Origin of the sequence: Maribellus comscasis, assembly GCF_009762775.1 — a bacterium.
Lineage (GTDB): Bacteria > Bacteroidota > Bacteroidia > Bacteroidales > Prolixibacteraceae > Draconibacterium > Draconibacterium comscasis.
On sequence record NZ_CP046401.1, the window covers coordinates 4,899,312 to 4,923,166 of the forward strand.

A 23,855-nucleotide genomic window follows, 5' to 3' on the forward strand; every position below is an offset into this window, starting at 1 on the left:
GTGAACAGCGGGTTGTTATGAAATGAATAGTGACCTGCTGTTTTACAACTTATCGTTCTTCTGGCAAAACTTGTAAAATCAATGGTATGAAAAAATATAAATTGAAGAATCTTGACTGCGCTTCCTGTGCAGCTAAGGTTGAAGAAGGCGTCAGCAAACTGGAAGTAGTAAAATTTGTGAGCGTTAATTTTGCCACTGCTTCAATGACAATAGATACTGATGACCTGGAAAAAGTAAAAAGCAAAATAAAAGAGATAGAACCGGAAGTTGAAATTGAAGATAATAATGATAAAAAAACAATTGTTTCGTCAAGTGAACTTGCTGAAAACAAATGGACAATTATTAAAGCAATTTCAGGTATCCTTCTCCTGGCAGCAGGACTGATTTTTGAAGAGGTGCTCCACGATACGCCTTTTCACATTGCCGAATATGCTGTATTCGTGACGGGCTACCTCATTGTAGGCTGGAATGTTCTTGCATCGGCTGTTAAAAACATCATCCGGGGACAGGTTTTTAACGAGCAATTTTTAATGTCGGTTGCAACCCTGGGCGCTTTCGCAATACATGAAATGCCCGAAGCCGTTGCTGTTATGTTGTTTTATGTTGTTGGGGAACTGTTCCAGGATATTGCAGTTGACCGTTCCCGCAGTTCAATAAAATCGCTTCTTGAAATTAAACCTGATTATGCCAATCTGAAAGACGGTGGGGATATAATAAAGGTTTCACCGGAGGATGTGAATCTTGGAGACGAAATAATAGTTAGGGCTGGTGAAAAAGTTCCGTTGGATGGATTGGTAATTGAGGGGAATTCATTTGTTGATACTTCAGCGCTTACAGGTGAAAGTGTCCCGCGAAAAATAAATCCAAACGATGAGGTATTAGCGGGCATGATAAATCAATCCGGTTTAATTACTGTCAAAGTCTCCAGGCTTTTTGAGGATTCTTCTATTTCAAAAATTCTTGAGATGGTTGAAAACGCCACATCCAAAAAAGCGGAAACCGAAAAGTTCATCACCACATTTGCTAAATATTATACGCCCGTAGTGGTTTTTGGCGCTCTTTTGATTGCTGTTGTACCTCCGTTTTTAATAAGCAGTGCTACCTTCAGCGAATGGATTTACCGGGCGCTGGTCGTTCTGGTCATTTCATGTCCCTGCGCACTGGTAATCAGTATTCCGCTTGGATATTTCGGAGGAATAGGCGGCGCTTCCCGCAGGGGCATTTTAGTGAAGGGTTCTAACTTTTTAGATGCACTTACCCAGGTTAAAACTGTGGTGTTTGATAAAACAGGCACACTTACAAGAGGCGAATTCAAAGTAACAGAAATAGTTACCTCAAATGGCTTTGCAAAAGAAGAAATATCAGAATACGCGGCGTATGCCGAATATAATTCCAATCATCCGATTGCAAAATCCATAATTGAATTCTATAAGAAGGAAATTAACAATTCAAGAATCGGGAAAGTGGAAGAAATATCCGGGCATGGCGTTAAAGTATATATCGATAACAAAGAAATATTTGTTGGCAATGACAAGCTCCTTCATAAAGAAAATATAGCGCATGACAAATGTGAAATTGAAGGAACGGTTGTGCATGTTGTGGTTGACAGGAAGTACGCTGGCTATATTGTTATATCAGATAGTTTGAAAGAGGATTCCATTGAAGCCATCGGACGTTTAAACAAAAAAAGTATTAAAACGGTAATGCTCACGGGCGACAGCAAGTATGCCGCAGGTATTTTCGCCAGGAAACTTGGCATTAAAGAATATTATGCCGAACTGTTACCTGAAAACAAAGTTGAGCATATCGAAAAAATGCTGAATAAAAACAGCAAAGTAGCTTTTGTGGGCGATGGCATAAACGATGCCCCTGTACTTGCCCGTGCCGATGTGGGAATTGCCATGGGCGCGCTTGGTTCCGATGCGGCTATCGAAACCGCCGATGTGGTATTGATGACCGATTCACCTTCAAAAGTTGCTGTTGCAATGGATGTTGCCAGGAAAACCAGAAATATCGTGTGGCAAAATATCATTTTTGCCCTGGGGGTTAAAGCAGCCTTTATTGTATTGGGTATTTTCGGGATTGCCACCATGTGGGAAGCCGTTTTTGGCGATATGGGCGTTGCTTTGATTGCTGTTTTCAATGCCATGAGAGTGATGAGAAATTAACTGGAAATTAAACGAATAAGCGTACTTTCAATTGATATCAAGCTATTAAAGATGAACACTTCCATAAAAAACATATTACAAAACAATGATTTCTCTAAAGATGATATAATTGAACTATTATATGCAAATCAATCCGAAACAAAATTTTTATATCAAAAGGCGAAAGAAGTAAAATCAGGTCAAATAGGAGATAAAGTCTATTTAAGAGGATTGATTGAATTTTCGAATTTGTGTGCCAAAGACTGTTTTTATTGTGGGATAGGAAAAAGCAATAAGAACGTTCAAAGATATTCTTTATCAGACCGGGAAATAATCCAGGCAGCTCAATTCGCTTTTGATGAGCATTATGGTTCAATTGTATTGCAGTCGGGTGAAGTTAAATCCAGGGAGTTTGAAAACCGTGTAGATAGATTGCTCAAACAAATCCGTAAGATTACAGGTAACAACTTTGGAATTACCCTGTCCTGTGGAGAACAAAATGAATCAACCTATTCAAGATGGTTCGAAAGTGGCGCAAACCGATATTTGCTTAGGATTGAAACCTCAAATAAAGAACTGTATAATAAAATTCACCCGCATGATTTTTTACATATTTTTGAAAAACGAATAGAATCTCTCCGGGTAATAAAAAAAACAGGTTACCAGGTTGGCACGGGGATTATGGTTGGGTTACCCGGGCAAACCATAAGCCATATTGCAGATGATATTCTGTTTATGAAAGCTATTGATATCGATATGTGTGGTATTGGACCCTATATTGAACACAAAGAAACACCTCTCTTTGAACAACGTAATACATTAATGCCTTTGAACGCCCGATTTGAGCTAACTTTAAAAGTGTTGGCAATAATAAGGATTATGATGAAAGACATAAATATTGCCGCATCAACCGCACTGCAATCCATAGATAAATTAGGCAGGGAAAAAGCCATTCAGATAGCGGCAAATGTTTTTATGCCGAATATAACCCCGCAATCATACCGGAAAAATTACAATTTATATGATAATAAACCCTGTATTGCCGAAAGCCCGGTTGAATGTCAAAGTTGTACGGTAGCCAGAATAAACCTGGCAAATGGCAAAGTTGCTTTTGGAGAAGCAGGTGACGCTAAGCATTATTTACATAGAATGAATCGGAGAAATGAAATTTTAATATAATGAATTTTCGCATGTTAAAAAAAATGATTCATATTACATTTGCCGTGTTTTTCACCTTAACTATCACAGGGGTGACCATACAGGAGAACTTTTGTAACAGCAAACTACTTTCAATTTATTTTGATAAAACCTCTGAAAAATGTTGTGATACTCCTTGTTCCGGTTGCCATACAAAGGTTATTTCATTTAAAATAGTCGATACCTTTTTTAATGCCTCAAAAAAAATTAGCAATAAAGTAAAGCCAATCATTAACTGCCCATTTTTAACATGTGGTAATGAGAATTTCATCTTAAATATAAACCGACAAAAAATTCATAACCATTTAAATACATTTTCAACACCTAAGTTTGCTTTAAACAGGGCACAACTACAGGTGTTTTTGTGCTGAGATAGTATTTAATTCCTCCCAAAAGCAAAATATTAAAATAACAATTTAGGTTTCAATTAAATATTATCAATATGAAAACATATAATTTTAAAATAATAATAGCAGCATTTTTTGCTGTAATGGGGCTAACTGTAAGCGCACAAAAATGTGGGGTTTACAAAACCTATGAAGATTACACAAATGGCAAAATGGAAGTTTCAATTAACTGTGCAACAAAAGACGGAAAAATAAAACCAAACAATTTTTTCAAAAAAGATTACGTAACAGTAATTAAAAATGGTGAGAAAACTGATTTGAAGAAAACCGAAATATTTGGTTATCAACTTTGTAATGAGGAATTCTTCCGTTTTCTGAATAATGACCGCCTGACTTTAGCAGATAAAAGCGGTTTATGGATTTACACCAGAGAAGAAGTAGTATCTCATTCCCCATTTACAGGCACAAAAAAAAGAACAAAATACTATTTCAGCAAGGATGGAAGTGGGGAAATTAAAAGCCTGACATTTAACAATCTCAAGGATGTTATCCCAGCTAACGACCCACTTTATTCTGAAATGGAATTGTTATTTAGTTCAAATTCAGCGCTACACGCATATAATCAATCAAGTGGTTCATATAAAATCAACTCCTTTCTGAATAGCAAAGGATTGTAATAGTTTAGATGCTTTTTTTTGAAGGCAGGCAAGGCAACTTGCCCGCTTTCAAAAAAGCTAAATCAAACAGAAATTTTCATACAAAAGTTTAAAATTTAAAAAATTCAAAATGAACAAGATATTAAATGTAATCAAAGCAACAGTTCTGATTTTTGGTGTATCAATTGCGAACATCTATGCGCAGGAAACAGAAAAAATTATTGGAACAGTCGGTGGTGAAAAATTAGGTGACGATGGAATTGTAATATGTGTTTTAGGAACACAGGCTTGCATGCCGGTACAGATAGACAAAAGCATGAGAGTAACATACAACGGAAAGGAAACAAAATTGACAGATTTGCCTTTTGCCCTCTATTTAGAAGCTGAACTCAATGAAAATAATAAAATCACTACAATTAAAATTGATGAAAGAAAAACCGTAATCTGTTTTGTTGAGCATAAAGAAGGTGATAACGAGAAATTGACGACTTTGTTAAACGGAATTAAAGGTGTTGAAGATTTTAAGTTATATCGTAAATCGAACCAGGTACTAATTGAATACAATCCCAAACAAATTGCGTATAGCGAATTGGAGGCAAAAGTTAAAAATGCAGGTTTTATATTGGAATAAAAAATGGAGGATTAAAAAATGAAACGAAATAAATTAAATACAGGTATGAAAAATATAAAAGTCATTTTTTTAATGGCAGCAGTAATTGGATTTCTATTTTATTCATGTAATAAGGAAGAAGAAGCACCCTTGCCCAATACATTAGCCTCCAGTGTCATCGGAAAATACACAGGCACTCTAAAGAGTACAGCCACTAATCAATCCAGTCCGGCAACACTAAAAGTAACACTAATAAACGATAGCTTAGTTAGTATGCATTGTTTGTCCAATAATTTCGATTCAACCTTTATAATGCAACTATACCAAAACTATGACAGCATTATGGTGTGTCATACCGGACAAGAATTTTACAATGAATATGGACACAACAGGAATAATTACGATTTTTGCACAAACCGCCAATCCGGTTGGGAAAATAATGCCTGGATGAACGATGGCAATTGCTGGGGTAACATGAATCAAGGGTGGGGCAACAGCAATTGGGCAGGAACTGACCAATGGAACGCCTGGACCAATCACATGAATACCCAACACAATCAAAATGATAATCATTTTGGGGGATTTAATCCAAATATGAATTCGTGTATTTACAAATTTTCAATCGAGAACAGTTCAAATTATTTGAAAGTATTTGAAGGAGTCAAATAATAAAGTTTGTCTTGACCTGCGGTTGTTCCTGTTCATCTTTTGCTGTTTGTTTCAAATTCTATGTAAATTTGGGATATCGAAAGCAATGAATAATATTTGTCTCATAAATATTTGCAGGAATGGAAAATAATGAAATCGACAAAAAACTTGAATCGAAAAACGTGAAGCCAACAGCCATGCGCACCCTGGTTTACAAAACACTTGCAGATTCAGGGAAAGCGCTGAGCCTGGCGGATTTGGAACAGCGGTTTGAAAAAGTGGAGCGTTCAACTATTTTCAGGGCGCTTAAATCATTCGAGGAAAATTTCATTGTCCACCCTGTTGATGATGGTTCAGGCTCGGTTAAATATGCCGTTTGCGATGATGAATGTACCTGTAATATACATGACCTGCACGTTCATTTTTATTGTACGCGTTGTGGCAGGACACGTTGTATGAAAGAACTTCCAATTCCCAACATTAAACTTCCTGAAGGATATACCTATGATAATGCGCAATTCATCATTAACGGGGTGTGCCCGCGCTGCGATTAACTTTGCAATAGTGTTGCACTAACTTATTGGTAATTTTGATGTTGAAATTATTAGAATGTATAACATTAAAAATTATTAATTATGAAAACTGGAAAATTTAAAATGGCTTTTTTACTTGCAGGATTGATTGTCTTTTCTGCATCGCAGGCAATGGCACAGCACCATTGCTGTAACTCAAACTGGTCGGCTAACGCAGATGCCCAATGGTGGAATTACAACACCCCGGCAGAATATGCGTTAACAGCCGAACAAATTACGGAAATTAATGAGCTACGTAAAAACAGTTACGAGAAAAAGCTGCCGATTGAAAACGAGCTTCGCAGTTTAAGAATAGAATATCAGGCAGCAAACTCAAATCCCGAGCTGGATGTAAAAAAGGTGAAATCATTGAGAAGCACTATCCGCGATAAGGAAGAAAAAATTGAGGATATCAACCTGGAGACAAAAGTTCAGGTAAAAAAACTTCTTACTGAAAAGCAGCTTACCTACTTTAACAACAACAATTACAATTGGTGGGATATGTCGGAAAACTGCTGGTATGCCGGTAATATGGACATGAAATCACGCAGGCAAATGATGATGTCGCGCCGCAGCAATTGTTGGTAAACACCAGTTCCGACTTTTAAAAATAAGCGGTAAAAAATATATTATCATGAAGTATTACATTGAAAAAACAACAGAGTACGGTTTCGATGAAACTATTGAAAAGGTAATTCAAAACGTGTAATACTGCTTACATTTTTACCTAAAGTAGTTCAAAAATAATTGAAAATGAAAAAACAATTGTTGTTAGTAACCTTCGTACTTTTCTGGGTATTCACAGCGAATGCCCAGGAAGGCGAGCGGTTAAAAGTAATCACAGGGGTACGTGTTAACCCTTTTGTGATGTACGATTTTGATGGTAACAAAAAGGAAATAACCCGTATCCATGCCGAATTGGGCGCCATGTTCAATAATAAAACCTATTTGTCGGTGGGATACACGCCCTTTGCCAACGCCATTTACAATTTCAACGAATACTGGTTTGTAGGGTTCGACAAAAAAATCCCGGTATCGTGGGTTTTGGCGGAAGAGTATATGATAGATGAAAATAAATTCATCGTACAGACCGGGCCCAATTTCAAATTAGGGAACGTGGGAAATGCGTTTGTATTTTTGTTTACCCCTGTTGATAATATTGACTGGGGCTTGAAGGTGGGCGCTTTTATCCCGCTAAATGTGGTTTTGCATAAAGAATAGTTCACATGTTCAAATCTGTATTTACCATCAGCAAAATGGACTGCCCCTCCGAAGAATCCCTTATCAGGATGAAACTGGAAGGGCTTTCCGCAATTAAAAGTTTGGTGTTCGATATTGAAAACCGGAAGCTCACTGTATTTCATTCCGAAGAAAATGAGGAAATCGAAAAATACCTGAAAGAACTCAATTTAGGCGCTAAACTCCAAGAAACAATTGTTGCCCAAAAAGATGAACTAAAGGACGATTCATCAGTACAATCGAAACTGCTTTGGACAGTTCTAATTATCAATTTCGCTTTTTTTATCATTGAAATCACTACTGGTTTTATTTCAAAATCCATGGGTTTGGTTGCCGATTCATTGGATATGCTGGCAGACGCTTTGGTATATGGCCTTAGCCTTTGGGCGGTTGGTTCAACAGTAATCCGAAAGAAAAAAGTAGCCAGACTTAGCGGCTATTTTCAACTGACATTAGCCCTGCTGGGCCTTTCAGAGGTAATACGCAGGTTTATCAGTTTTGAAGAAGTGCCGGATTTTCAAACCATGATTATTGTATCAATACTGGCATTGGTTGCCAATTCAGTTTGCCTCTATCTGTTGCAAAAGTCAAAGAGCAAAGAAGCCCACATGAAAGCCAGCATGATTTTCACATCAAACGATATAATTATCAATGCGGGCGTTATCCTTGCGGGTATTTTGGTATTGTTGACCCAATCAAAATATCCCGATTTAATCATTGGGGCAATTGTATTTTTAATCGTGGTAAGGGGGGCTTTCAGGATATTGAAATTGGGGAAATAAAACATTATGGCACACTCACATGAACATACTACCCAAAAAAGTTACGGAAAAGCTTTTGCCATTGGCATTGGTTTAAACATCGCCTTTGTTGCTGTTGAAATATTTTACGGTCTGGTAGCCAACTCATCAGCGCTATTAGCCGATGCAGGTCATAACGCCAGCGACGTACTGAGTTTGATTTTTGCCTGGGCAGCAATCAGGCTCGCTTCCATAAAACCCAAAGGGAAGTACACATACGGTCTTCGAAAAACAACCATCCTTGTTTCGATACTAAATGCGCTATTGCTTTTTGGGGCAGTAATAGCAATTGGCTGGGACGCTGTAGGGAAATTCAAAAATCCCGAGCCTGTGGCAGGTACGCAGGTAATGATTGTTGCGGGGATAGGCGTAGTAATCAATACCATTACGGCATTGTTGTTTATGAAAGGCCAAAAAGATGACTTGAACATCAAAGGGGCATTCCTGCACATGGCTGCCGATGCCGGGGTGTCGTTAGGTGTAGTAGCTGCCGGGCTATTGATTAACCTCACCGGAATTCAATGGATTGACCCGGTAATGAGTTTTATCATTATTCTGGTTATTCTTTGGGGTACATGGCGGTTGTTTACTGATTCCATTGATTTAGCGCTGGATGCAGTACCCAAACAAATAAAACTTGATAAAGTACGCAACTTTCTTTTATCCCAAAATGGAGTTAACGATATTCACGATTTACACGTTTGGGCAATGAGTACCACCCAAATAGCTTTAACCGCTCACCTGATAATGCCGAAAGGGTTTAGTGATGAATTTATTTCTGCATTACAGGAGAAACTCAAACACAAATTCGGAATAGGTCACACAACATTTCAAATAGAAAATGAAAAGATTGAAAAAGAATGTAAAACTGATTGTTAAAACTTCATCAAAATGAGTATCCAAATCCAATCAATAATAACCTGTCCAAACTGTGGCTTTCAAAAAGAGGAAACCATGCCGGAAGATTCCTGCCAATTCTTTTATGAATGTGATAACTGCCACACCGTTTTAAAACCAAAGCAGGGCGATTGCTGTGTGTATTGTTCTTATGGTTCGGTGAAGTGCCCTTCGGTACAACAGGTAAATAAGTGCTGCTAAACTCTTATTTTACATTCTTTTTGAGAACCTATTACCTAAACCGTACAAAACAATTCTTTATCCTGGCTTTGCCAAAGAGTACAATTCTGCCGACCCACAATAAACTAATTTGCAGCATCGTTGTTTTAAGGTTGTTTTGTCTAAAATATTTTAATTCATATTTTTGCACCCGTGAAAAATAAAATATATGCCATATCGCTCTTGCTATCATTTTTGGTAGTCCTAAGTCATGAGGTGATTCTCCATCATCATCATGATGATGTGGCAGATGGGTTGTTTAGTAACCAAATTGCAGCTGAGTCACCTGATGAAAAAAGTGACGAAAGGAATCCGGATGATGAACACAATCATCCCTTTCCGCTTCACCATCATATTTCGGCAACCAGTGATTTAGTTTATGCAAGAATAAACCTTAATGAATCAAATCCATTAAATAAAATCACTACATTATTTGTGGTGACAGTTGTTTTTTGGAATGATTTTTCTGAACCACCTGACTTTGCAAATAACAATTACGAGAACAAGACATTTCTAATTTCTTCCCTCTTTAACCCCGAAGCCAATGGTTTACGGGGACCTCCTTCTATTGTTTAAATTTTAAGTTTTTCAGTGAATGCTTGCGGTAATTGATTTATCGCTTAGGAATATATATGCATTCATTCAATCAATCATTATTTTTAAAATTTAAACAAGTTTCATAATGAATTTCAACATATTTTTATTTGCTGCGCTTGCAATATTTTTAGCAGGTTGCAATACCAACCCTAACCATGAAACCGAAGAATCGCATCATGACGAGGTTAAAATCCAGCTAACTGCTTACAGCAACGAATTTGAACTTTTTTCCGAAGCCGACCCGTTTGTGGTTGGGCAATCCTCTGAAATTTTGTCGCATTTTTCTCATTTACCAAGTTTTAAAGCATTGGAAAGTGGAAGCATGACCATCCGCCTGTTTGTAAATGGCAAAGAAACAAGTCAAACATTGGAGAAACCAACACGAAAAGGTATTTACAAATTTGTATTAAAACCTGAAACTGCAGGAAAAGGCCAATTGGTTTTTGACATTGAAGCAGAAAAAGGAAACTTTCAATTAACAGTTCCCGAAGTAGAGGTTTTTGCCGATGACCATGATGCCATTCATGCGGCAGATGATATTGTTGTTTCAGAAACCAATGCAACCGTATTTACCAAAGAGCAATCGTGGAAGATTGATTTTGCAACGGCTCAACCGAAAACAGAACCATTTGGTCAGGTTATTCGAACCACGGCCCGGGTTGAATCGGCCCTGGGTGACGAGGCACTTATTTCTGCCAAAACAAACGGGGTTGTAAAACTTTCTGCCAACAATATATTGGAAGGGAAACCTGTATCGAATGGACAGGTTCTGTTTTCAATATTGGGAAGTGGATTGGCTACTAATAATTCTGCTACCCGTTTTTCAGAAGCTCAAAACAATTACGAAAAAGCCAGAGCTGATTATGAAAGGTTGGCAGAATTGGCAAAAGACAAAATTGTTTCAGAAAAAGAGCTGCTCAACGCGAAAAATCAATATGAGAATGCGAAGGTAATTTATGACAACCTGAAACAAAACTTTAATCCAACGGGACAAAATGTGGCCAGCACAATGAACGGCTACGTAAAACAGATTTTTGTGCAAAACGGTCAATATGTAGAAGCCGGACAACCCATTGTGCTTATCTCACAAAATAAAAGCTTATTGCTGCGGACAGAAGTACAACGGAAATTCGCACCAATTATAGGCTCGGTTAATTCGGCGAACATTCACACGCTTCATGATAATCAGACCTATACATTGGAAGAATTAAACGGCAAAATCGTATCGGTTGGCAGAAATACCAACAGCGATAATTATTTAATCCCAATGAGTCTGCAGATTGACAATAAAGGCACTTTCGTACCGGGTGGTTTTGTGGAGTTATTCCTGAAAACACTTACCAATGCCCAAGCACTTACAATCCCAAATTCTGCCTTACTGGAAGAGCAGGGAAATTATTTTGTTTTTGTACAAATTACACCCGAGCTTTTTGAAAAAAGAGAAGTAAAAACAGGACCAACAGATGGATTAAAAACTGAAATACTGCAAGGGCTTTCTAAAGACGAACGAATTGTAACAACAGGTGCAGTTCTGGTAAAACTTGCACAGGCTACAGGTACTTTAGACGCTGAATCAGGTCACAATCATTAAACAATACGGCTATGTTAAATAATATTATAAAATTCTCACTTAACAATAAGTATTTGGTAATACTTGCTTCTGTTGTTTTGGTGGTTTTCGGGGTGAGGACTGCCACAAACATGGATGTGGACGTATTTCCCGACCTTACCGCACCAACGGTTGTGGTAATGACCGATGCGCATGGAATGGCTTCGGAAGAAGTGGAACGTTTGGTCAGTTTTCCTATTGAAACAGCCGTAAACGGCGCCACGGGGATTCGCCGGGTGCGTTCAGCTTCATCGCAGGGTTTTTCTTTTGTATGGGTCGAATTCGACTGGGGTACCGACATCTACAAGGCCCGCCAGATTGTAAGCGAAAAGCTAATTGCTGTTTCTTCTCTCATGCCTTTGGGAGTTGGACAACCAATGCTCGCCCCGCAATCGAGCATTATGGGCGAAATTTTTTTCGTGGGCTTACAGGCCGACAGCACCAGCATGATGGAATTGCGTACCATTGCCGAATGGAATGTAAAACCATTGATATTGGCTACCGGCGGGGTTTCTCAGGTTACCATCATAGGAGGCGATTACAAACAATACAAGATATTGGCAGACCCTCAAAAAATGAAATATTATGATGTTTCATTGATGGAACTGGCTGATGTTAGTAAGGGGATTAGTGATAATTCTTCGGGAAGCGCCATAAGGCAATATGGAAACGAATTTGTTGTTCGCGGGATTGCCCGGACCGCTGATTTGAAAGCTCTGGGAAATTCATATATAAAGTCAAGAAACGGGAAACCTGTAAGGGTTCGCGATGTTGCAGAAGTGAAAATCGGGGGCGCTGTAAAAATGGGGCATGCCTCTGAAAATGCAGAGCCTGCAATTATTCTTTCCATATCAAAGCAACCCAACACCAACACGCTCGAGGTTACCGAACGAATTGAAGAAAACCTGTCCGTCCTTCAAAAAACGCTTCCGGCAGACATACGCATGGATACGAAAATTTTTCGCCAGGCCGATTTTATTGAAACTTCAGTGAACAACGTACAGCGTGCATTAATTGAAGGAGGTCTTTTTGTTGTTATCATTCTTTTTCTTTTTCTGGGAAGTTTTCGCACTACAATAATTTCCCTGCTTGCCATTCCCTTGTCTCTGCTTGGCGCTATTTTAGTTCTCAATGCTTTGGGTTTAAACATTAACACAATGAGTTTGGGAGGTATGGCAATTGCGATTGGCTCCCTGGTTGACGATGCCATAATTGATGTTGAGAATGTTTACAAGCGTTTGCGGCAAAATCAACAAAAGCCAAAGGCAGAAAGGGAATCATCGTATACGGTTGTGTTTGAAGCTTCAAAAGAGATAAGGTCATCCATCCTGAATGCGACGTTAATTATAATGGTAGCATTCTTGCCTTTGTTTTTTCTTTCGGGCATGGAAGGCCGGATGCTGCAACCGCTGGGTATAGCATTTATCGTTTCTTTATTTGTGTCGCTGATAGTGGCCATGACCCTGACTCCCCTGTTAACTAAATTGCTGCTCACCAACGAAAAATATCTTGCAAAAAATGAAAAAGAAAAATGGTTGGCACGTAAACTCTCATACCATTATGAAAAAGCGCTTTCCTGGTCGTTGAATCACAAAAGCCTCTTTATCCTTTCCACACTTGCCATATTTATTGTTTCACTTTTTGTATTTTCTTCAATGGGACGCAGCTTTTTACCAGAGTTCAACGAAGGTTCGTTAGTAATTTCAGTAGTTACAAAACCCGGAACTTCGTTGGAAGAAAGCAACCGTCTGGGCAATTTGGTAGAAACTGAACTATTGACCATTGATGAGATAGAAAGCACCGCGAGAAGGACAGGCCGGGGGGAATTGGACGAACACTCGCAAACGGTGAACAGTGCGGAAATAGATGCAAATTTTAGTTTGAACGAACGCAGCCGCGAGGAATTTATGGCTGATGTAAGGGAGACCGTCGCCCGCATACCGGGAATTGCCGCAACAGTGGGACAACCACTCGGCCACCGTATCGACCACATGCTATCAGGCACAAGGGCAAACATTGCCATTAAGATTTTTGGCACCGATTTAAACAAAATGTTCACACTTGGCAACCAGATTAAAAGTTCAATTGTGGATATCGATGGCCTAGTGGACGTAAATGTTGACCAGCAAATTGAGATACCACAACTTCAGATTAAAGCCAACCGCGAGATGTTGGCGTATTACGGAATTACGGTTGAGCAATTCAACGAGTTTGTTGATGTTGCCTTTGGCAGCGAAAAACTGGCTGATATTTATGAAGGCCAGCGAAGGTTTGATTTGGTATTACGGCTGAATAAAAATTACACCGAAACAATAGAAGGTGTACGTTCGGCTTTAATTGATACACACGATGGTAAAAAAGTGCCATTGGAAGAGGTGGCAGAAATTGTTTCTGTTTCCGGCCCAAGTTCCATCAGCAGGGAAAATGTACAGCGCAAGGTTGTTATTGCCGCAAACGTGGCAGGCAGGGATTTGCGTGGAGTGGTTGAAGATATACAGGCGAGGGTAAATAAGAATATTGAATTTCCCGAGGGGTATCGGGTAGAATATGGCGGACAATTTGAAAGCGAGGCAAAAGCATCAAGAACTTTGTTGTTTACTTCGATTCTGGCTATATTAATTATTTTCCTTTTACTGTTTCAGGAATTCAGGAATTTCAAACTTGCAGGCATCATTTTGCTCAACCTGCCACTGGCATTGATTGGAGGTGTATTTGCAATCTATTTTACATCAGGCGTTTTAAGCATTCCCGCAATTATCGGCTTTATCACTTTGTTTGGTATCGCAACCCGAAACGGAATCCTGCTGATTTCAAATTACCAGCGATTACAGACCAAGGGAACCTCACTAAATGAAACCGTTATAAATGGCTCATCCGACCGTTTGAACGCTATTTTAATGACAGCATTAACGGCAGCCCTTGCATTAATCCCATTGGCTATGAAGGGCGACTTACCGGGCAACGAAATTCAAAGTCCGATGGCGCAGGTAATATTGGGAGGTTTATTGACATCAACCTTGCTGAATATTTTTATCGTACCAATAGTTTACAGCATTTTACACACCCGCGGAATCATTAAAACGAAAAAATCATGAAGAAAATAATTGTAGCGATAATTAGCATTCTTGTATTCAATCCATCTTTATTCTCTCAGAACCCTATTGAAAGCGTTCTTAAGGAGATTGAAAAGAACAACACAACACTGTCTGCCCTTCAAAAAAGGGCAGAAGCCGAACAAATTGGAAATAAAACCAATATCTACCTGCAAAACCCCGAAGTAGAATTTGACTATTTGTGGGGGAATGATATAATTGGTAATGAGAAGTATTTTAGCGCCACACAATCATTTGATTTCCCGACAGCCTACAACTATAAAAAGGAGATTTCCAACATTAAAAACGAACAGGTTGAACTTGAATACCAAAAGCAGCTAAAAGACTTGTTGCTGGACGCTCGTTTAACCGCTTACGAATTGGTGTACACCAACGCGATGATATCGGAACTTTCGAAAAGGCTCAACCATGCACAAAGTATTGCCAAATCATATAAAACGAAACTGGATGCAGGGGAAGCCAATATTCTGGAATTCAACAAAGCACAATTAAACTTGCTGAATTTAAACAAGGAATTGGAATCGCTCAACATAGAAAGAGAGGCATTGCTTGGTGAGTTGACCCGCTTAAACGGAGGCATCCCTATTAAATTTAATGTAAATGAATTTCCAACTACAAGTATCTCTGCCGATTTTGAACAATGGTGTGCTCAAGCTGAACAAAGCAACCCGATGTTAAACTGGTTAAAAAAAGAGATGGAAGCCTCCGAAAAACAAGTTGGTTTGAACCGGGCAATGAGCTTACCTAAATTTAAAACCGGCTATATGAGCGAAAACGTAATTGGACAAAAATTTCAGGGCATTACGCTTGGTTTGTCAATCCCTTTATGGGAAAACAAAAACAAAGTGAAATATGCCCGGGCCAATGCCGCTGCAATGGAAAAAACGGCAAACGACCAAAAAGTACAGTTCTACAATCGGTTAAAACTTTTGCATGCAAAAGCAATCGGGCTTCAGAATAATGCAAACGATTATAAATCGAAACTGCAAACTTTTGATAGTTCTGAGTTACTTAAAAAAGCACTGGACAAAGGTGAAATCTCACTAATAGATTATATTCTTGAACTTTCCATTTACTATGAAAGTGTAAATAATCTACTTGAATTGAAAAGAGATATGAACATTACGATAGCTGAATTAAATCAATACCTGTAATTGACCTATAAAAAAACAGTAAATACAAATCCGTATGTCAGAGCAAAAGAATAAATACGAAAATAAAACCATGTGGGTAGTGCTTCTTACTGCCGTAACAATGGTTGTCGAAATTATTTTTGGACTGACAACCAAATCAATGGCTTTACTGGCCGATGGCATACACATGGGTTCCCATGTGTTGGCCATTGGCCTGAGCTGGATTGCTTATATCATCGTGCGTAGGGTTTCCAAAAGCGAAAAGTTCAAAGGCAATTCAGATAAAATCCTTTCCCTTTCGGGTTACAGCAGTGGTTTAATGCTGCTTATTTTTGCAGTTGTAATAATGATTGAGGCAATCCAACGCTTTTACAATCCGGTGGATATTGTTTACAAAGAAGCTATTTTGGTTGCCATTATTGGTTTAATAGTAAATATTGCCAGTGCTTTCATACTGCATCATAAGCATGAACACAGCGACCACAATATCCGGGCGGCCTATTTGCATGTAATTGCGGATGCGCTTACCAGTGTTTCTGCTATTTTGGGACTGACTGCTGCAATGATATGGGATATCCCTTTCATTGATACCATTGCCGCATTAATCAGTTCTTTTGTTATTATAAAATGGTCGGTCGGGCTATTGAAAGATTCGGGAAAGGTTTTATTGGATATTGACCAAAACAATCATAAACATGAACACTATCATCACTAAAAGTGGATTAACCTGCCCTAATTGCGGGTATCGAAAAGAAGACGAAATGCCGGAAGACGCATGTCAGTTTTTTTATGAATGCGAAAACTGCCATACCGTTTTAAAACCAAAGCAGGGAGATTGTTGCGTGTTTTGTTCGTATGGTTCGGTAAAATGCCCGCCGGTGCAAGCGGATAAAAGTTGTCGCTGAAAAAGTCACTAACATCGAATTGAATTAAAGCGAAAATCCTTTTTTTCAAGGTGTTATTGCAGTTAAATTTATCAGAAATTTAATGGATGATAAAAATCATCCGTTTTTTTTCAATATAAAAAGTAGGGTCGGGCACAACTTATTGGGTGTACTAATAAAGAATGACAAAACATTTAAAATTTAGAAATATGAAAACATTATTTAGAATTATTGTAGTAGCACTTTCTGTATTCGTTGTTTCCTGCCAAAAAGACCAGGATTTATTTTCGCAGGCAGAAGAGTTGGAAGAAAAATCGGCTCAAATTGTTGTAAACGAAATTTCGGTTGACAATGCAGTGGCAGATATGAATTATGAAAGTGACTTTTTTATTGGCGCCGAAGGCATGATGACCGGAATGCAGGGCGGCGGAATGATGCACGGCGGTGGCATGAATTGGGGTTCAAACAATTCAATGCACTACATGACGGGGCAACATCCCGAATACAGGATGCACGGGAACCAGGGGCAATATCCCGATTCATTGGTTATGAATTACGGCATGGGAACACAGCTCAACAACGGAAGGGTTATGAGCGGGTCCATGATAATCCATACTTTGGGCGAGCCCAATGGCGAAGGTTTTACGCGTAAAATCACGTACGATGGTTTTTCCGTAGATTCCATGAGCATTTCCGGAATGACAACCATCCACATTTCAGGCGACCATCAAAACGAAGGGGTTCATTCAGTTACGGGTGACATAATGATTACCATGCCGGATGGGTCCACTATTCACCGCGAATCGGAAATCGTACGGGAATGGATTGAAGGGGCTGAAACAAACCTGGACCAGACAGACGATGTGATGCAGGTTACCGGGCACGTTACAAATACAATTACCGAAAACGGGACGGAAACCATTTACAGAAAAGATATTGTGGAACCATTAATCAAACCAAGTGGCTGCAGGTATTTCTCGCAAGGAGTAATTGAATTATCGCAGGGAGGAAATGTTATTGCAACGCTGGATTACGGTAATGGCGATTGTGACGATGTTGCCGTAGTTGCTAAAAATGGGGAAGACCCCGTGGAAATTATCCTTTCGGAAAACGACCATTGTGCAGCAAACTACCGGGGAACCGGAATGGGAATGGGACATTCCAACCAACAAGGAACAGGAAATGAAACCGGAACAGGACATGGAACTTCATCAGAAAACGGGCATGGAACCGGAATGGGGCAAGGCGGCTCCAACGGATCCGGAATGGGACAAGGTCATGGTAACGGACACGGTGGTAATGGCTGATTGCCGGTGTAAAGAATTTGCTTTGGTTGTAATGATTTAGAACCAAAGCAAATCTCTTACGTTGTTATTACCATTAATTAGGACTACTACATTGACACCGGAAGAATTTAAAAACATATTCGACGCCAACTTTGACGAAATTCGTAATTACATCTTTTACCGATGTGGCGACAAGGAATTGGCAACGGATATTGCACAGGAAAGTTTTTTGAAATTGTGGGAAAAAAGGGAGAAAATAAAGTTAACCAATATAAAAGGGTTGCTTTTTAAGATGGCTTCGGAATTGTTCATTAACCAATACCATCATCAGAAAAGAACCCGGAAAATTGTTGAAAACATCGGTTTTGACCATCATGATTATTCTCCCGAGGAAATACTGTCTTTTGAGCAACTTAAAGAAAAATATGAGTCGTTAATTGAAAAGATGCCGGATAACCAAAGGGTGGTTTTTTTAATGAGCCGGATTGAAGGGCTACAATACCGCGAAATTGCGGAAAGGATAGGATTAAGTGTGAAAGCCGTTGAAAAGAGAATGGGAAATGCTTTAAATTATTTACGTACGTCGCTAATCTCTGAGAATTAAAATGGAACATCAAAACAACATAAAGCAAATAGCTTCAGAAACCGAAAAATTATTTTCAGGGGCAAAAATTGAGTGGGATAAAGATAAAGATTCAATTTTCAACCAGACATTTGCCACACTTATTTCTGAACCGGAAACCAAAGTGATTGGGCTAAGGCAGAACATGTTAAGGTTAAGTATCGCAGCTTCATTCTTGTTATTGGTGGGTATTGGAACGTTCGCTTTTTTGTTTTCAAAAACCGTTTACAGTCCGGCAGGAAATCATTTAACTGCAGAGTTGCCTGATGGCTCAACGGTTGAAATGAACGCGCAAACAACGTTGAAATATTATCCTTACCGGTGGTTTTTTCAGCGGAATGTTGAATTCTCCGGTGAAGGTTATTTTTCGGTTGAAAAGGGCAAAAAGTTTACAATCACCTCAACTCAGGGCAAAACTACTGTATTGGGAACAACTTTTAATATTTTTGCACGCGACGATTCCTACCGGGTGTTTTGTAAAACCGGAAAAGTAAAAGTGAGTAATCCTTCCGGGGAATTTGTTATTTTAGCGCCAAATCAAAAGACGATGATTTCTGCAGGTGTCCCGTCTGAACCGGTTTTTGTTTCCGAACCGGAGAATATTCTCTCCTGGAGAAACAACATATTTCTTTATAATGCTGCCCCGTTTACTGAAGTAGTTAGAGAAATAGAACGGCAGTACGGAATTTCAATCACCAGTGAAAATAAACTATCCGGTACAATTTCTGTTAATTTTCAAAAAAGCCCCTATGTAGAAAAAGTTTTATCAATGGTTTGTAAACCGCTTGGGTACAGTTACGTAAAAAAATCGGATAAACAATACGAAATTATAAAGAACAATTAAAAAACGTGAGGCATTTACTTCTGTCCGTCTTATTTACCACATCTCTTTTTTTGAACTTGTCGGCTCAATCCCAGAAAATCAAAATTGATGCCGACGGGGCGCCGCTTAATGAGGTATTTATTGGATTGAGAGATAAATATGCTTTTCAGTTCACATTCGACGACAAGTCCCTTTCAAAATATAAAATCACCGTTCACCGGGAATTTGAAACGAAAGAAGCCGTTGTTTCCTACCTGCTGCAAGGGATTCCATTCGAATTCGAAAAAAACGGAGATGTATTTGTGATTTTTCCGGCACGAAAGACAACCGCCAACACAAAAAATAAAATCACAAACATTAGCGGACAGGTGGTTGAAGCAGAAACATACGAACCGCTGCCATTTTCTTACATCCTCATTAACAACCGGCAGGTGCAGTCCGACCAAAACGGGAATTTCAATTTTATCGCTTCTGCCGACACCTCTTTTAACATGCAAATTTCGCATCTGGGCTACTTTGTTTACGATACGTTGTTTTCAAGCAGCCTGAACCAACAATTTGAACTTACACCCTCGGTAACTCAACTCAAAGAAGTTAAAGTGGAAGGATTTGATGTTGAAAGGGCTACCCTGATTGGAGATGCTGCCGGACACATGAAAATAAACCATACCATTGCGCCCTATCTTCCAGGTTACGGCGACAACTCCGTTTACAATGTTTTGCGTTTAATGCCCGGGGTGTTGGCATCCGGCGAACAATCGTCAGATTTGCTGGTATGGGGAGGTTATGAAGGTCAAAGCAAAATTGAACTGGATGGGTTTACAATTTTCGGGCTTAAAAATTTTAATGATAACATTGGCGTTGTAAACCCACTGCTTATTAAAACTATCCTTGTTTTAAAAGGGGGCTACGAAGCCGGTTATGGCGACAGGGTTGGCGGGATTATCCGGATTACAGGTAAAAACGGGAACCGGGCAAAACCATCAATCACGCTTAACGTGAATAATTCAACCGTCAATTCTTTGGTTGAGATTCCGGTGAGCAGGAAATCTACGCTGGTTGGCGCTTACCGGCAAACGTATTACGAACTTTACAATCCCTACGATTTAAATATTTTTGGGCACAGGGACATGTCGAATTCAGCTAATCAGCATAACGGAAATCACGACAATTTCAATGGGATGGTTGATGTGCTGGTGGTTCCCGACTACAAATTCAGCGATGCCAATTTAAAATATACATACCGCGGAGAAAAAGACGATATCTTTTCAGCTTCGTTTTATAGCGGGGGCGACCGTTATTCCTACGATATCGAGAGAGAGTTCGGTAATTTTCAGTTGGGCAATAACTATAATGAAAGGAACAAACAATTTGGGGCGTCAGCTGGTTATTCAAAATTTTGGGGAAACAAGCACAAAACTGAAATAAGCATAAGCCATTCTAAGTTCGACAATGAAACAACTGAGTTCAACTCCTCATCAGAAATGATGGGAAATAACGGGGAACACGGAATGGGACATGGAAGTGGACAAAGCAACAACGAAATAGTACAGGTTGATAATGAAATAGATGAATCTTCCGTTAAAATACTCCATCAAATTTCTTTTATAAACGGAATTCAGCTCGACTTAGGGTTGGATTTTCAACAGAACAATGTGTTGCTTTACCGAAAAGAAGAGGGGCAGGACCTAATCCACCTGAATGGCTTATCTGAAAAATATACCGGGTTTGTCCAGGGTACAATTCCGGTAAACAAAAAATTAACAGTAAAACCCGGGTTGCGCGCGATTTACGAAAATGAAACAGGTAGAATGTTTTACGAACCCCGGTTGAGCGCTTCCTTTAACCTTTCCGAAACCGTAAAATTAAATGCTGCATGGGGGCAATATCACCAGTTTATATCTAAAACATCATTTGTTGATAATAACCTGAATTATTCCTGGTTTTGGAGCGCCAGTGACGGAAAGGCAATTCCGGCATTAAACGCACAACATTGGGTTGGTGGAATTTCATACAACAAAAACGATTTTTTGCTAAGCGTTGAAGGTTATTTAAAAAAAACCGTCGGGATTACCCGATACTACAATGAGACCCTGGAAACCGGTGAAGGCTTTTATTCAGGAAAAAGCAGAAGTTATGGCATTGATTTTTACCTAAAAAAAGAATACAAAAAGAATGTAGCCTGGATTTCATATACCCTAAGTAAAGTGGAAGAAAATTTTACGTTCGACCCTTCAAACCGTTACCGGCTTGCTCCACACGACCAGCGGCACGAGCTTAAATTCGCCGGAATTTATAATTGGAAATCCTTCTATTTTTCAGCCAATTATGTCTATGGTTCAGGCTTCGAAATAATGAGAAGCTTTAATGATGACGATTCCTCAATTCCCTTTTACAGCAGGCTCGATGCCGCTGTAGTTTATAAATTCAGCAAAGGCAAAATTTATGGAAATTTAGGGCTTTCCGTTCTGAATGTATTGAACAGGGCAAATATAAAATACTCTAATTTACGAAGGGTTGAATCCGGCACTTCGGAAATAGTAAATGTACATTCGGAAGCTGTACCTTTTACCCCTACTTTGTTTTTAACGTTGAGAATATGAAATAAAACCATGAGAATCGTAACCTTTGGTTCAGTTCCCTGGTATCATTCGTTGTTTTAGCATTTGATTCGTTGGTAATATTACCCAACAACTGGGGAATTTTTTCCTCACTTAGCCACCCTAATTACCCCCTCCCGCTAAGAACCTGAATACAAGAAGTTTATATATTTATCGGAATTAAATGCACTATGGCATGGTCTTTTCTTTACTTCTTCACAAACAAAAAAAAATGAACCGAAAAGAATTTTTACAAAATTCGGCCAAAGGGGTTGCGCTGACCACACTACTACCATCATTGGCTTTTTGTACTTCCAATGGCCAGCAAAAAACAATTCAGGGAAATTATCAGGTCAGCGATAATTTTAAAGCGGATGTTGATATTGAATTAACAGCGTCACAATCGGAATTACAACTGTTTTCTGGCAATCAAACAAGAGTTTATTCCTATCAGCCCAAATTGCTGAAAGGCGAAAAAAGTTCGCTTGAAAAATTGCCGGGCTCTTACTTGGGACCGGTCATACGCGTACAAAAGGGGCAAAAAATCCGTGTCCGGTTTAACAATCAGCTTTCGCGCGAAAGTGTCATTCACTGGCACGGGTTGCACATCCCGCCCGAAATGGACGGGCACCCCATGTACGCGATAGAAAACGGCGAACAATATATTTACGAATTCGAAGTGAACAACCAACCTGGCACCTACTGGTTCCACCCGCACCCCGATAAAATTACCGGGCCGCAGGTGTACCAGGGGTTGGCCGGATTGTTTATTGTAGAAGATAACAACAGTGATTTGCCTTCCGGCGAATATGATGTTCCGTTGATTCTCCAGGACAGGATTTTCGATGACAACAACCAACTGGTTTATTTGCAAAACAACCGGATGGGGCAAATGCAGGGTTTTCTCGGAAACCGGATTTTGATGAACGGAAATCCCGATACCACGTTTAATGTTTCAAAATCCACATACCGTTTCAGGGTGCTCAACGGTTCCAACTCACGCATTTATAAAATGGCCTGGGACGACGGCGAGGAAGTAACAGTAATTGGTACCGACGGCGGACTGCTTGAAAAACCGGTTAAAAAACCTTACCTGATGCTTGCCCCCGGACAACGTGCCGAAATATGGAAAGATTTTGCAGGGCAGAATACCGGAACCGAAATCCAATTACAAAGCCTCGCGTTTAACGACGGAACTTCGATGGGAATGGGCGGCGGAATGATGGGGCGCGGAATGATGGGCGGAATGACGCAACCCGGCGGGGTTGAAAATGGGATTGCATTTGATGTGGCCGCTTTTAAAGTAACGGAAAACACCGGCAAAAAAATGGAATTACCTTCAACACTTTCAACGATAACGCCGATTAATCCGGCAGATGCAGTAAACAGTGCAAATCCCCGCCAATTTTATTTCTATAACCAGCGGATGCAGTGGGTAATTAATGGCGAAACATTTGGAATGACCGAGGTAGCCGAATGGGAAAAAGTAAAACTTAACACCACAGAAATATGGGAATTTATTAACGGCGATGATGGCAGGGGAATGGGTATGATGCAGGATATGATGCGCATGCCACACCCTGTCCATCTGCACGGACTCCAGTTTCAAATTATCGATAGGGATGTTTCCGGAATGGAACGAACGGTTTGGGAAACGGTAAAGGACGGTTTTATGGATGAAGGCTGGCAGGACACATTTCTGCTTTTGCCCGGAATGAAAGTAAAAATAATCATGCGGTTTAAAGATTTCACCGGACTTTACGTGTATCACTGTCATAACCTCGAACACGAAGATATGGGCATGATGCGTAATTACGAAGTAATAGATTAACCAACTCCTGTACGGAAAGTAAAAA

At 39.5% G+C, this 23,855-nt stretch carries 23 protein-coding genes; all 23 read left to right on the top strand.

Annotation, left to right across the window (positions count from 1 at the left end; translation table 11 throughout):
- Positions 1-86 precede the first annotated feature (86 nt).
- The 23 genes from GM418_RS19535 to GM418_RS19640 all read left to right on the top strand — a co-directional run bounded on the left by GM418_RS19535 (position 87) and on the right by GM418_RS19640 (position 23,830).
- Positions 87-2,168 (top strand): heavy metal translocating P-type ATPase, encoded by a 2,082-nt coding sequence (locus GM418_RS19535; RefSeq protein WP_158868922.1) that lies wholly within the window; start codon positions 87-89, stop codon positions 2,166-2,168.
- A 51-nt stretch (positions 2,169-2,219) separates the two neighbouring features.
- Positions 2,220-3,326, top strand: coding sequence for a [FeFe] hydrogenase H-cluster radical SAM maturase HydE (gene hydE / locus GM418_RS19540; protein WP_158868923.1), 1,107 nt, complete (start codon positions 2,220-2,222; stop codon positions 3,324-3,326).
- Between the two features lie 23 nt (positions 3,327-3,349).
- Positions 3,350-3,715 (top strand): HYC_CC_PP family protein, encoded by a 366-nt coding sequence (locus GM418_RS32220; RefSeq protein WP_484502631.1) that lies wholly within the window; start codon positions 3,350-3,352, stop codon positions 3,713-3,715.
- Between the two features lie 71 nt (positions 3,716-3,786).
- Entirely contained in the window at positions 3,787-4,368 is a 582-nt protein-coding gene (locus tag GM418_RS19545) for a hypothetical protein (RefSeq protein WP_158868924.1), read from the top strand.
- Between the two features lie 109 nt (positions 4,369-4,477).
- Positions 4,478-4,978: a hypothetical protein gene (locus GM418_RS19550; RefSeq protein WP_158868925.1), complete on the top strand. Its 501-nt coding sequence runs from the start codon at positions 4,478-4,480 to the stop codon at positions 4,976-4,978.
- A gap of 18 nt (positions 4,979-4,996) precedes the next feature.
- Complete coding sequence (locus GM418_RS19555; RefSeq protein ID WP_158868926.1) at positions 4,997-5,626, top strand: hypothetical protein; 630 nt, start codon at positions 4,997-4,999, stop codon at positions 5,624-5,626.
- 119 nt (positions 5,627-5,745) lie between these two features.
- Entirely contained in the window at positions 5,746-6,159 is a 414-nt protein-coding gene (locus GM418_RS19560) for a Fur family transcriptional regulator (RefSeq protein WP_158868927.1), read from the top strand.
- An 81-nt stretch (positions 6,160-6,240) separates the two neighbouring features.
- Entirely contained in the window at positions 6,241-6,765 is a 525-nt protein-coding gene (locus GM418_RS19565) for a hypothetical protein (RefSeq protein ID WP_158868928.1), read from the top strand.
- A gap of 165 nt (positions 6,766-6,930) precedes the next feature.
- Positions 6,931-7,398, top strand: coding sequence for a hypothetical protein (locus GM418_RS19570; protein ID WP_158868929.1), 468 nt, complete (start codon positions 6,931-6,933; stop codon positions 7,396-7,398).
- 5 nt (positions 7,399-7,403) lie between these two features.
- On the top strand, positions 7,404-8,198 hold the full coding sequence (locus tag GM418_RS19575) for a cation transporter (RefSeq protein ID WP_158868930.1): 795 nt from the start codon (positions 7,404-7,406) through the stop codon (positions 8,196-8,198).
- 6 nt (positions 8,199-8,204) lie between these two features.
- Positions 8,205-9,095, top strand: a complete 891-nt coding sequence (locus GM418_RS19580; protein WP_158868931.1) for a cation diffusion facilitator family transporter — start codon at positions 8,205-8,207, stop codon at positions 9,093-9,095.
- A 12-nt stretch (positions 9,096-9,107) separates the two neighbouring features.
- Entirely contained in the window at positions 9,108-9,314 is a 207-nt protein-coding gene (locus GM418_RS31900) for a GDCCVxC domain-containing (seleno)protein (protein WP_158868932.1), read from the top strand.
- A gap of 213 nt (positions 9,315-9,527) precedes the next feature.
- Positions 9,528-9,908: a hypothetical protein gene (locus tag GM418_RS19590; protein ID WP_158868933.1), complete on the top strand. Its 381-nt coding sequence runs from the start codon at positions 9,528-9,530 to the stop codon at positions 9,906-9,908.
- A gap of 106 nt (positions 9,909-10,014) precedes the next feature.
- Entirely contained in the window at positions 10,015-11,520 is a 1,506-nt protein-coding gene (locus GM418_RS19595; RefSeq protein ID WP_158868934.1) for an efflux RND transporter periplasmic adaptor subunit, read from the top strand.
- A gap of 11 nt (positions 11,521-11,531) precedes the next feature.
- Positions 11,532-14,633, top strand: coding sequence for an efflux RND transporter permease subunit (locus GM418_RS19600; RefSeq protein ID WP_158868935.1), 3,102 nt, complete (start codon positions 11,532-11,534; stop codon positions 14,631-14,633).
- Complete coding sequence (locus GM418_RS19605; protein ID WP_158868936.1) at positions 14,630-15,805, top strand: TolC family protein; 1,176 nt, start codon at positions 14,630-14,632, stop codon at positions 15,803-15,805. Before GM418_RS19600 ends, GM418_RS19605 begins: the two co-directional genes overlap by 4 nt.
- Positions 15,806-15,839: 34 nt before the next feature.
- Positions 15,840-16,499, top strand: a complete 660-nt coding sequence (locus tag GM418_RS19610) for a cation diffusion facilitator family transporter (protein ID WP_158868937.1) — start codon at positions 15,840-15,842, stop codon at positions 16,497-16,499.
- Positions 16,480-16,689 carry a GDCCVxC domain-containing (seleno)protein gene (locus GM418_RS19615; protein ID WP_158868938.1) on the top strand — a complete coding sequence of 70 codons (210 nt, stop codon included), beginning with the start codon at positions 16,480-16,482 and terminating at the stop codon, positions 16,687-16,689. The genes GM418_RS19610 and GM418_RS19615 overlap by 20 nt, the downstream gene beginning before the upstream one ends.
- Positions 16,690-16,877: 188 nt before the next feature.
- On the top strand, positions 16,878-17,975 hold the full coding sequence (locus tag GM418_RS19620) for a hypothetical protein (RefSeq protein ID WP_158868939.1): 1,098 nt from the start codon (positions 16,878-16,880) through the stop codon (positions 17,973-17,975).
- A 61-nt stretch (positions 17,976-18,036) separates the two neighbouring features.
- The gene (locus GM418_RS19625) at positions 18,037-18,558 is read left to right on the top strand and encodes an RNA polymerase sigma factor (RefSeq protein ID WP_246222745.1); all 522 of its coding nucleotides are present in this window, start codon (positions 18,037-18,039) and stop codon (positions 18,556-18,558) included.
- 1 nt (position 18,559) lies between these two features.
- On the top strand, positions 18,560-19,420 hold the full coding sequence (locus tag GM418_RS19630) for a FecR family protein (RefSeq protein ID WP_158868940.1): 861 nt from the start codon (positions 18,560-18,562) through the stop codon (positions 19,418-19,420).
- Between the two features lie 5 nt (positions 19,421-19,425).
- A complete protein-coding gene (locus tag GM418_RS19635) occupies positions 19,426-22,002 on the top strand; it encodes a TonB-dependent receptor (RefSeq protein WP_158868941.1) in 2,577 nt (858 codons plus the stop codon).
- Positions 22,003-22,231: 229 nt separating this feature from the next.
- The gene (locus tag GM418_RS19640; RefSeq protein WP_158868942.1) at positions 22,232-23,830 is read left to right on the top strand and encodes a multicopper oxidase family protein; all 1,599 of its coding nucleotides are present in this window, start codon (positions 22,232-22,234) and stop codon (positions 23,828-23,830) included.
- Positions 23,831-23,855 lie beyond the last annotated feature (25 nt).

Excerpts from the sequence above, each read along its gene's own strand:
- GM418_RS19535 (WP_158868922.1), top strand. The coding sequence starts at position 87 with ATGAAAAAATATAAATTGAAGAATCTTGACTGCGCTTCCTGTGCAGCT.
- hydE (WP_158868923.1), top strand. The coding sequence starts at position 2,220 with ATGAACACTTCCATAAAAAACATATTACAAAACAATGATTTCTCTAAA.
- GM418_RS32220 (WP_484502631.1), top strand. The coding sequence starts at position 3,350 with ATGATTCATATTACATTTGCCGTGTTTTTCACCTTAACTATCACAGGG.
- GM418_RS19545 (WP_158868924.1), top strand. The coding sequence starts at position 3,787 with ATGAAAACATATAATTTTAAAATAATAATAGCAGCATTTTTTGCTGTA.
- GM418_RS19550 (WP_158868925.1), top strand. The coding sequence starts at position 4,478 with ATGAACAAGATATTAAATGTAATCAAAGCAACAGTTCTGATTTTTGGT.
- GM418_RS19555 (WP_158868926.1), top strand. The coding sequence starts at position 4,997 with ATGAAACGAAATAAATTAAATACAGGTATGAAAAATATAAAAGTCATT.
- GM418_RS19560 (WP_158868927.1), top strand. The coding sequence starts at position 5,746 with ATGGAAAATAATGAAATCGACAAAAAACTTGAATCGAAAAACGTGAAG.
- GM418_RS19565 (WP_158868928.1), top strand. The coding sequence starts at position 6,241 with ATGAAAACTGGAAAATTTAAAATGGCTTTTTTACTTGCAGGATTGATT.
- GM418_RS19570 (WP_158868929.1), top strand. The coding sequence starts at position 6,931 with ATGAAAAAACAATTGTTGTTAGTAACCTTCGTACTTTTCTGGGTATTC.
- GM418_RS19575 (WP_158868930.1), top strand. The coding sequence starts at position 7,404 with ATGTTCAAATCTGTATTTACCATCAGCAAAATGGACTGCCCCTCCGAA.
- GM418_RS19580 (WP_158868931.1), top strand. The coding sequence starts at position 8,205 with ATGGCACACTCACATGAACATACTACCCAAAAAAGTTACGGAAAAGCT.
- GM418_RS31900 (WP_158868932.1), top strand. The coding sequence starts at position 9,108 with ATGAGTATCCAAATCCAATCAATAATAACCTGTCCAAACTGTGGCTTT.
- GM418_RS19595 (WP_158868934.1), top strand. The coding sequence starts at position 10,015 with ATGAATTTCAACATATTTTTATTTGCTGCGCTTGCAATATTTTTAGCA.
- GM418_RS19600 (WP_158868935.1), top strand. The coding sequence starts at position 11,532 with ATGTTAAATAATATTATAAAATTCTCACTTAACAATAAGTATTTGGTA.
- GM418_RS19605 (WP_158868936.1), top strand. The coding sequence starts at position 14,630 with ATGAAGAAAATAATTGTAGCGATAATTAGCATTCTTGTATTCAATCCA.
- GM418_RS19610 (WP_158868937.1), top strand. The coding sequence starts at position 15,840 with ATGTCAGAGCAAAAGAATAAATACGAAAATAAAACCATGTGGGTAGTG.
- GM418_RS19615 (WP_158868938.1), top strand. The coding sequence starts at position 16,480 with ATGAACACTATCATCACTAAAAGTGGATTAACCTGCCCTAATTGCGGG.
- GM418_RS19620 (WP_158868939.1), top strand. The coding sequence starts at position 16,878 with ATGAAAACATTATTTAGAATTATTGTAGTAGCACTTTCTGTATTCGTT.
- GM418_RS19630 (WP_158868940.1), top strand. The coding sequence starts at position 18,560 with ATGGAACATCAAAACAACATAAAGCAAATAGCTTCAGAAACCGAAAAA.
- GM418_RS19640 (WP_158868942.1), top strand. The coding sequence starts at position 22,232 with ATGAACCGAAAAGAATTTTTACAAAATTCGGCCAAAGGGGTTGCGCTG.